Genomic DNA, 7,831 nt, shown 5'->3' with positions numbered 1-7,831 from the left:
GGAGGTCACCATCAACCTCAACGGCCACCAAATCACTGCTCAGCCCCAGCTCACCCAGACCGCAGCCGAAATCCTCAAATCCCTACAGACCCGCAGGACACTAAGGCGCCAGGAGTCAGGGCTGACAGCCTCCCGCAGGACGAGCGCGGAGAAGAGGACGATGACCAGGACGCTCAGCTTGTCGATGGGGGCGACCACGCAGGCCGGGCTGTCCTGGAGCGCCCGGTAGTCGTCGAGCCAAGAGACACAGTTAATCACCCTAGAATCCGGGACAACGCCCGGCTCACCATGCTGGATCGCACGAACGTCCCGGAGTTTCCTGGTAGCAGCAACCACCACCCAGGCCATTACTAGAACCACCCCGGTGCGGATAACGGTACCGAGGTTGAACTCCACACCCGTGATGCCGGCCTTACCGAGGATCACGGTGAGCGCAGCGAAGAAAAGTGAACCGAGTACACAGAGCAGCCGGCGCCGTCATCGTCTCACTACTGACGCTGGCCACCGCGCCCGCCATGCCTCGGTGTTCTCGTCGACCGCATGAGGAGGCTCCCAGAGATGGGGGTCGCCCAGATCGCTGACTACGTCGACTCACTAAGTCAACGTTCATATCACTAAGTTGGGTCACTAAGTCACCAAGTCGGATCACTAAGTCGAGTCACTAAGTCGGCTTGTCAGGGCACCAAGCGAGGCACTAGACCGCCGAGCTGGAGCACTAAGACACCAAGTGGAGGCACCAAGTACGAACGTCCTATCCAGCGCTCCAAGTACATCTGACACCAAGCCTCGCGGTGAGCAACGCTTAGAGCACCATCGCGATAGTCCCACCGACGAGGAGCGCCAACCCGACGAGGTACCGCCTGTTGACGGCCTCTCGCAGGACGAGGGCGGAGAAGAGGACGGTGACCAGGACGCTCAGCTTGTCGATGGGGACGACCACGCTGGCCGGGCCGTCCTGAAGTGCCCGGTAGTAGCAGAGCCAGGAGGCACACGTCGCAGCCCCGGAGGCCAGGACAAAGCCGAGCTCACCACGCGGAACGCTGCGGACTTCCCGCAGCTTGCCGGTGACGGCCACCATCACCCAGGCCATCACCAGGACCACCCCGGTGCGGATCGCGGTACCGAGGTTGGACTCCACCCCGGTGATGCCTGCCTTACCGAGGATCGCGGTGAGCGCAGCGAAAAAGGCTGAGCCGAGCGCGTAGAGCAGCCAGCCCCCGCCGTCGCGCACGGCCCGGGGCAGGCCACGCAGGTCATCGGCGTCGAGCATCAACAGTGTCCCGGCCGCAATGAGCACAATCCCGAGCGCCCCGATGAGGCTCACCCTCTCCCCCAGGAAGATGAGGGCCAGTAGCACTGTCAGCACCGTGCTCAGCTTGTCGATCGGCACCACCTTGCTGACGCTGCCGAGCTGGAGCGCCTTGAAGTAGCACAGCCAGGAGGCCCCGGTCGCCACCCCTGACAGCACCAGCAGCCCGGTGCTGCGGGCATCGAGGTGGGCCAACTCGGCCTGTGATCCGACGATGAACACCATGCCCCAGGCGCCCGCCAGCACCACGACAGTGCGCAGCGCCGTCGCCACGGTCGAGTCGGTGGTGCGGATCCCCTCCTTGGCCAGGACGGCGGTGATGCCGGCAAAAAGCGCTGATCCGCAGGCGAAGACAATCCACATAAGGCAACCCTAACCCCACCTGCACTACCGCGCGGCGGGCGCGACAGTCCTCGCCCTCGCCCCCACCGTTGCTGGCTCCTCCCGGTTCAGCGGGTCTTGCGCGGCACGGTGGAGGCCGCCACCCCCAGGACCACCAGGCCGAAGCAGATCAGGTAGGCCAGGTATCGGAAGAAATCGTCGGAGGGCTCGCTGGCCGTGGTGAGCTCGGTGACGGCGTCGACCGCCCAGCTCATGGGCAGAGCGTCACCCACCACCTCCAAGGCGCGCGGCAGCTGGTCGCGGCTGACCAGGAGCCCGCACAGGAACAGCTGGGGCGCGATGACCACCGGCATGAACTGGACGGCCTGGAACTCGGTGCGCGCGAAGGCCGAGACCAGCAGCCCCAGGGACACCCCGACGAAGGCGTCGATCAGTGCGGTGAGCACCACCCACCCCCAGGCGGCGGAGATGTCCACGTCCAGCCCCCAGGCGGCCACAGCGCACAGGATGAGGGACTGGATGACAGCGGTCAGCGCAAAGGCGGTGGCGTAGCCGAACAGGAGGTCAGCCCTGTGGATCGGAGTGGTCCACAACCGCTCCAAGGTACCACTCACGCGCTCGCGCAGCATGGCGACGCTGGTGACCAGGAACATGACCGTCGTCGGCAGGATCGCCATCATGGAAACGGCGATGTGGTTGAAGATCAGGTCCGCGCCGGGATAGTCGCGGTAGACGAAGTACAGCAGGGTCAGCAGCGCGGCGGGCACGATCGCGATGAGACCGACCGTTCGCCTATCGGCGCGCAGCTGGGTGAGGATGCGGCGGGTGGTGGCCAGGTAGGTGCGCAGGTGCATCAGCGCTGCCCTCCTTTCTACTCAGTCTGGTTCTCGGAGTCGGCGATGACGGCTAGGAAGGCGGCGTCGACCGTGTCCGCCCCGGTGCTGGCCAGGAGGTCCTTGGCCGTGGTGGTGGCCAGGATGCGGCCCTGGCGCATGAGGAGGACCTGGTCGCAGCGGAAGGCCTCGTCCATGACGTGACTGGAGACCAGGAGGGTGGCGCCGCGCTCGGCCAGGGCGTGGAAGGTGGTCCACAGCTCCTCGCGGGTGACCGGGTCCAGACCGACGGTCGGCTCATCCATGACGAGCAGGTCGGGGTCAGCCACGAGCGCGCAGGCCAGGCTCACGCGCCCGGCCTCGCCGCCGGAGTAGGTGGACACCGGCCGGTCGGCCAGAGCGGTCAGCCCGACGACGTCGAGGACCTCATCCAGGTCGCGGGCCCGACTGCCGGCCAGGGAGGCGAAGTAGCGCAGGTTCTGGCGGGCGGTCAGGTCTCTGTAGACGGCCTGGTCCTGGGTGACGTAGCCGACCCGGCCGCGCACGGCGGCGGCGCCGGGGGCGTGCCCGAGGACCTCAATCTGTCCGCGGTAGCGCTGAACCCCAACGACGGTGCGCATGAGGGTGGTCTTGCCGCAGCCCGAGGGGCCGAGCAGGCCGGTGATGGTGCCGGGCGCCAGATTCAGGTCCAGGCCGTGGAGGATCTCCTTGCGCCCGCGACTCACGCGCAGGTCCGTCGCGGTGACGGCCGGCTGCGCCGAGGAGGCAGAGGCCGTGATGTCTCGACTGGAGTCGTGCGATTGGTTGCTGGCCCCCGACTCCCGGGGCGCGTCTCCTTCATCGCTTTTCATCATGTGATGAATATAGGTTGACGGCGACCCCCTGTCCAGAGCCTGGGGCTGGAAACTGTCCAGATGGGACGACTTTGAATACCCCTTCAGCCAGAGCGGTTCCCATCCGTGCAGGTCAGGGTGGTTTAGCTGAGCCCCAGGCCAGAATCACAGCTTCAAAGCCGTCCCAAACGGACAAAACTCGGCTCAGAGACCGAGCCGATCTCAGTGATCAGGCGGGATCAGTGACGTCGGGCAGGTCGTCGAAGGCGTAGCGCTGGATAGTGGGGCCGACGAGCGCAACCAGGGCTTCGGCGTCGAGGGCGGCGATGTGGTCCATGCGGGCGACCCAGCGGGCCAGGCCGAGTCCGATGATCTGGCTGGCGATGAGCTGGGCACGCAGCTCGGGGCGGTCGGGGCAGAAGTGGGTGACGATCGGCGAGAGAACCCCGGTGGCGATGAAGTCTCGGAAGGGCTCGACGTCACTGCCCTGGCCGAGCGCGGCATGAATGACCGCCGTGAAGCGGTCCGCGCCCGCCTCGTCCCACAGACTAACGACGGCGCGCACGATCCCCTCCCCCAGCTGCTCGGGCTCGAGCTCGGTGATGGAGGCCGCCCGGTGCATGAGGTTGGCATCGACCCCGGCGGTCGACTCAATGACGGCCTTGGCGAAGAGCGTGGCCCGGTCCGGGAAGTAGTGGTGGACCAGGGCCGGGTCGACGCCGGCATCGCGCGCGATACCACGCAGGGAGGTCTGGTATCCGTCGCGGGCGAAGGCGGTGCGGGCCGCCGCCAGGATGGCCTCACGCGTGTCCGGGCTCCCCGCCGGCCGCCGCCCCCGCGGGCTCATCGCTCACTCGTCTCGCTCATGGTCAGAGCATGCCCGCAAGCCGCTCCGTTGGGAAGCAGCCGCGCTACGCCTCCCAACCGCCGCGCGACCCTCCGGACGCAGGCAGGTGCCGCCAGTTTCATTGTTCCTGCAACCTCTCGGCGATCCCTATCTGATGTAGTCGACCAGCCATTCACGCACGTTCCGAAGGACAACTCTCTCCACGACTCCGATCTTCTTGGTGAGACGCTGACGCGAGATCGTGCGCACCTGTTCGGTCATGGCAAACGATCGCTGTTCCATCCCTACTCCCGCATTGAGCTCCACGTGATTCGGCCAGCCCCGATCCTTCGTTGTCACGGGAACCACGACGACAAGCGACGTCACCGTTCGATGGAATCGTTCATCGGACACAATGAGGACCGGACGACGCCCGGATTGCTCTCGCCCGACAGCAGGATCGGGAAGTGCCCACCACACCTCGCCCGGCTCAACCGGGGCTGCTAGCTCCATGCTTCCGACTCCCACTCACGGAGCTCCTTGAGATAGGTCTCGTCCGGTGGGTGAGCCTCCATCGCACGCCGCACCTCGGCGAAGCGCCGCTCACGTGCCGCCTCCTCGAGCAGCTCCTTGAGCGCGGCATCCATGGTCACCCCGCGCTCTGACGCCAGGGCCCGCAAGCCGTCCCTCGTGCTGCGCTCCACCTTGATCGTCGTCATGCTGCTCATACTCACAGTATGTATGACGGTCATACCCTTGTGAAGGCAGCTCATTCCATTTCTTGGCCGGGACTCGAGCAACGCACTCGCGTGTCTCACTCCCACAGGCCGCTGGCGTGGGCGAGGACGGCCAGGGCGACGGGGCCGGCTGAGGCGGTGCGCATGACGTGGGGGCCCAGTCGCACCGTCGTCGCCCCGGCGGCCTCGAGGGCCGCCGTCTCCTCGGGGCTGATACCGCCCTCGGGCCCCACGACGACGGCCAGCGCCAGCGGCGCCTCTCCCGGCCCCGGCAGACGCACCGACTCCATCGCGGTGCTGATCGGGGTGCTGGCCTCCTCGTGCAGGACCAGCACCACTCCCCCGCCGCGAACCGTCTGCCCCACCCAGTCGGCCAGTCTGCGGGTGTCCCGCACCTCCTCGACCTCGGGGACGCGGGCCCGCCGGGCCTGCTTGGCGGCCTGGAGGGCGGTGGCCTGCCAGCGCTGGCGTCCCTTGGCCTGCTTGGCGCCCTGCCACACGGACACGCAGCGCTCGGACTGCCAGGGCAGCACCAGCCCCACCCCGACCTCGGTGGCGGTCTCCACGGCCTGCTCGTCGCGCCCGCCCTTGGCCAGGGCCTGAACGAGGGTCAGCCGCAGCGGCGGCTCGGGCTCCTCAACGCGCTCCAGGACCCGCACGGCCAGACGGTCCTTGGCGCCTCCGACACCGGCCCCGGTCACCTCGCAGACCAGACGCAGGCCCGCGCCGTCAACGAGGTCCACGCGCTCCTGGGCACGCAGGCGCTTGACGGTCACGGCATGGCGGGCCTCGGGTCCCGTGAGCATGAGGACGGTGCCGAAGGCGGCCGAGGCGACGGCGTCGGCGGGCTCGATGGTCTCGGGCGTGAAGAGGAAGACGGGTGCGGTCACGGCTCCAGCCTACGGGCCGTATCGAACCGGTGTCCGCCGGCGGTGCTAGCGTCAGTGACCATGACCGAGCCTTCAGCCGCCGCCCAGTCCCCTCAGTCGTCCCCATCCCCCGCCTACACCACCGCCGTCACGGTGGAAGACTTCCGCCGCAACCTGGCCGCCATCCGCGCCCGGATTGACACCGCCGCGAAGCGCGCCGGCCGCGACGCCGCCGAGATCCGTCTGCTGCCGGTGACCAAGACCGTCCCCGAGGAGCGCCTGCGCACCGCCTTCGCCGCGGGCATCACCCAGATGGGTGAGAACAAGGTCCAGGAGGCCCAGCGCAAGAGTGAGAACCTGGCGGACCTGGGCATTTCCTGGTCGGTCATCGGCCACCTGCAGACGAACAAGGCCAAGAACGTGGCCGCCTTCGCTGACGAGTTCCAGGCCCTGGACTCCCTGCGCCTGGCCGAGACCCTTGACCGGCGCCTCCAGGCGGCCGGGCGGGGCCTGGACGTCTACGTGCAGGTCAACTCCTCGGGCGAGCCCAGTAAGTTCGGGCTGGAGCCCGAAGACGTCGCAGGCTTCCTCGCAGCGCTACCGGTTTACTCCTCGCTGCGGGTGCGTGGGCTCATGACCCTGGCCGCCAACACCAGTGACGAGGCACGGGTGCGCGAGTGCTTCAGCGTCATGCGCCGGCTGCGCGATGCCGCCCTCGAAGCGGGCACCGTCGGCGACGGACTGCTGTCGATGGGAATGAGCGGGGACTTCGAGGCCGCCATCGAGGGCGGCTCCACCTGCGTGCGGGTCGGCCAGGCGATCTTCGGGGCCCGGGCCACCCCCGACTCCCACTACTGGCCCGAGACGCCTCAGACCGCTTAGCTACGGGTCGCCTGCTCAGCGCCCGGAGAAGCGCTCCTTGAGCTTGCCCATGACACTCGAGTCGCGCACGGGCTCGACGTCGTCCTCCCCGCGCAGGCGGGCCAGCTCGGACAGCAGCTCACGCTGACGGTCGTCCAGGCGCGTGGGGGTCTCCACGACGATGGACACGTGCAGGTCCCCGCGGCCCTTGCGGCGCAGGCGTCCCACGCCCAGGCCGTCGAGGACGACCTCGTCGCCGGGCTGGCTGCCGGCCTTGACGGTGACGTTCTGCTCGCCGTCGAGGGTCTGCAGCGGGAAGACGGCACCCAGGGCGGCCGCGGTCATGGGCACGCGCAGCTCGGTGTAGAGGTCGTCACCGTCGCGCTCGAGGAACTCGTGCGGCTTCTCGTGGATCTCCAGGTAGAGGTCGCCGTTAGGGCCACCGGCCGGGCCGGCCTCGCCGCGCCCCGACATGCGGATACGGGTCCCGGTGGACACCCCGGCGGGGATGGAGACCTCCAGGTCCTGGCGCACCCGGGTGCGGCCCTCGCCGGAGCAGTCCTTGCAAGGGGTGACGATGACGGTGCCGTAGCCCTGGCAGCCCGGGCAGGGCGAGGAGGTCATCACCTGTCCCAGCAGGGTGCGGGTCATGCGCTGGACGTTGCCGACCCCGTTGCACTGGGAGCAGGTGACCGGCTCGGTGCCCGGTGCGCAGCAGGAGCCGTCGCAGGCGGTGCAGGTGACGTAGGTGTCGATGGGGACCGACCGGGTCGCTCCGAAGGCGACGTCGGAGAGTTCCACGTCCACGGCCACGAGGGCGTCCTGGCCGCGGCGGGCCCGGGAGGCCGGTCCGCGGCTGGCCGCTCCCCCGCCGAAGAAGGACTGGAAGATGCCGCCCAGGTCGCCGAAGTCGGCTCCGGCGAACCCTCCGCCGAATCCGCCGCCGCCTCGCACGGCGTCCTCCCCGCCCAGGTCGTACATTTGGCGCTTGTCGGGGTCGGAGAGGACTTCGTAGGCGGAGGAGACCTCCTTGAACTCGTCCTCGTGGCCGGGGCCGGCGACGTCGGGGTGCAGCTGGCGGGCCTTCTTGCGGTAGGCCTTCTTGATCTCCTCGGGGCTGGCGTCGCGGCTGACGCCGAGGACCTCGTAGTAGTTGCTCACTGCGTTCTTCCTTTACGGCTACGACTTCTGCGGTGGTGGTCTGGGGGCGTGCCCGGCCGG

The 7,831-nt window shown here is 68.4% G+C and carries 9 protein-coding genes and 1 pseudogene; 1 reads left to right on the top strand and 9 read right to left on the bottom strand.

Annotation, left to right across the window (positions count from 1 at the left end; genetic code table 11):
* Positions 1-39: 39 nt before the first annotated feature.
* The 8 genes and pseudogenes from HMPREF3165_RS12945 to HMPREF3165_RS09000 form a co-directional block, all read right to left on the bottom strand.
* Positions 40-468: pseudogene (locus HMPREF3165_RS12945) on the bottom strand (EamA family transporter); the annotation flags it as partial.
* Positions 469-802: 334 nt separating this feature from the next.
* The gene (locus tag HMPREF3165_RS09030; protein ID WP_070512636.1) at positions 803-1,672 is read right to left on the bottom strand and encodes an EamA family transporter; all 870 of its coding nucleotides are present in this window, start codon (positions 1,670-1,672) and stop codon (positions 803-805) included.
* Between the two features lie 86 nt (positions 1,673-1,758).
* Positions 1,759-2,505, bottom strand: coding sequence for an ABC transporter permease (locus HMPREF3165_RS09025; RefSeq protein ID WP_070512633.1), 747 nt, complete (start codon positions 2,503-2,505; stop codon positions 1,759-1,761).
* Positions 2,506-2,522: 17 nt separating this feature from the next.
* Positions 2,523-3,338, bottom strand: a complete 816-nt coding sequence (locus tag HMPREF3165_RS09020) for an ABC transporter ATP-binding protein (protein WP_176747032.1) — start codon at positions 3,336-3,338, stop codon at positions 2,523-2,525.
* A gap of 208 nt (positions 3,339-3,546) precedes the next feature.
* Positions 3,547-4,164: a TetR/AcrR family transcriptional regulator gene (locus HMPREF3165_RS09015; protein WP_070512631.1), complete on the bottom strand. Its 618-nt coding sequence runs from the start codon at positions 4,162-4,164 to the stop codon at positions 3,547-3,549.
* A 147-nt stretch (positions 4,165-4,311) separates the two neighbouring features.
* Positions 4,312-4,656 carry a type II toxin-antitoxin system PemK/MazF family toxin gene (locus HMPREF3165_RS09010; protein WP_256275241.1) on the bottom strand — a complete coding sequence of 115 codons (345 nt, stop codon included), beginning with the start codon at positions 4,654-4,656 and terminating at the stop codon, positions 4,312-4,314.
* A complete protein-coding gene (locus HMPREF3165_RS09005; RefSeq protein WP_004565104.1) occupies positions 4,647-4,871 on the bottom strand; it encodes a hypothetical protein in 225 nt (74 codons plus the stop codon). The genes HMPREF3165_RS09010 and HMPREF3165_RS09005 overlap by 10 nt, the downstream gene beginning before the upstream one ends.
* An 86-nt stretch (positions 4,872-4,957) precedes the next feature.
* On the bottom strand, positions 4,958-5,770 hold the full coding sequence (locus HMPREF3165_RS09000) for a 16S rRNA (uracil(1498)-N(3))-methyltransferase (RefSeq protein WP_070512623.1): 813 nt from the start codon (positions 5,768-5,770) through the stop codon (positions 4,958-4,960).
* 60 nt (positions 5,771-5,830) lie between these two features.
* Here HMPREF3165_RS09000 and HMPREF3165_RS08995 point away from each other — a divergent pair, with 60 nt between their 5' ends.
* A complete protein-coding gene (locus HMPREF3165_RS08995; protein WP_070512716.1) occupies positions 5,831-6,631 on the top strand; it encodes a YggS family pyridoxal phosphate-dependent enzyme in 801 nt (266 codons plus the stop codon).
* Between the two features lie 15 nt (positions 6,632-6,646).
* Here the strand turns inward: HMPREF3165_RS08995 and dnaJ are convergent, their stop codons facing one another.
* The gene (gene dnaJ / locus HMPREF3165_RS08990) at positions 6,647-7,771 is read right to left on the bottom strand and encodes a molecular chaperone DnaJ (protein WP_070512620.1); all 1,125 of its coding nucleotides are present in this window, start codon (positions 7,769-7,771) and stop codon (positions 6,647-6,649) included.
* Positions 7,772-7,831 lie beyond the last annotated feature (60 nt).

This window comes from Actinomyces sp. HMSC08A09 (genome assembly GCF_001807465.1).
GTDB lineage: Bacteria > Actinomycetota > Actinomycetes > Actinomycetales > Actinomycetaceae > Actinomyces > Actinomyces oris.
Note: the sequence above shows the minus strand (reverse complement) of the source record. Positions and strands in the feature narration are given on the sequence as shown.

Coding starts and splice junctions, on each gene's coding strand:
- HMPREF3165_RS09030 (WP_070512636.1), bottom strand. CDS start 1,672: ATGTGGATTGTCTTCGCCTGCGGATCAGCGCTTTTTGCCGGCATCACC.
- HMPREF3165_RS09025 (WP_070512633.1), bottom strand. CDS start 2,505: ATGCACCTGCGCACCTACCTGGCCACCACCCGCCGCATCCTCACCCAG.
- HMPREF3165_RS09020 (WP_176747032.1), bottom strand. CDS start 3,338: ATGATGAAAAGCGATGAAGGAGACGCGCCCCGGGAGTCGGGGGCCAGC.
- HMPREF3165_RS09015 (WP_070512631.1), bottom strand. CDS start 4,164: ATGAGCCCGCGGGGGCGGCGGCCGGCGGGGAGCCCGGACACGCGTGAG.
- HMPREF3165_RS09010 (WP_256275241.1), bottom strand. CDS start 4,656: ATGGAGCTAGCAGCCCCGGTTGAGCCGGGCGAGGTGTGGTGGGCACTT.
- HMPREF3165_RS09005 (WP_004565104.1), bottom strand. CDS start 4,871: ATGAGCAGCATGACGACGATCAAGGTGGAGCGCAGCACGAGGGACGGC.
- HMPREF3165_RS08995 (WP_070512716.1), top strand. CDS start 5,831: ATGACCGAGCCTTCAGCCGCCGCCCAGTCCCCTCAGTCGTCCCCATCC.